General features: G+C 57.6%; 1 pseudogene. It reads left to right on the top strand.

The features are described from left to right. Window positions 1-266 precede the first annotated feature (266 nt). Window positions 267-462: pseudogene (locus tag C7G61_RS43390) on the top strand (adenylate/guanylate cyclase domain-containing protein); the annotation flags it as partial.

The raw sequence follows: 462 nt of genomic DNA, 5'->3' as shown, positions 1-462 counted from the left end.
CTCTGGGAGACGATGACAAGCCTTTCGAAATAGCCTCCAGGTCCGGTCATGAGATTAGGGGTGCTCACTGCGCCTAACGCAAGAGCTTCTCGAGCGAAACTTAAAGGATTGATCCCATGCCACCCCGAGTTCTCCGTTGAACCATCCTCGACTGCTATATCCTCATCCTCCCGACGAACCTTGGCTTTCAGATCTGATTAGTCGTCGGCTGGACATGTTACTCAGCCCACATCAGAATCCGATCTGGAACGGCACCGAGGGTCTAAATGGGTCCGCAGGAGCAGAAGGTCGAGCGACGACTGGCAGCCATTTTCGCGGCTGACGTGGCGGGCTTCTCGCGCCTGATGGAGCAGGACGAGGTTGGGACACTCCGCACCCTGACCACGCATCGCGAGATCATGGACCGGTTGATCACCGAGCACGGTGGGCGGATCGCCAATACGGCTGGCGATAGTGTCCTAG

The organism is Bradyrhizobium algeriense (genome assembly GCF_003062295.1).
Taxonomy (GTDB): Bacteria; Pseudomonadota; Alphaproteobacteria; order Rhizobiales; family Xanthobacteraceae; genus Bradyrhizobium; species Bradyrhizobium algeriense.
The sequence above is the reverse complement of the archived record's forward strand: the minus strand, read 5'-3'. Positions and strand labels throughout refer to the sequence as shown.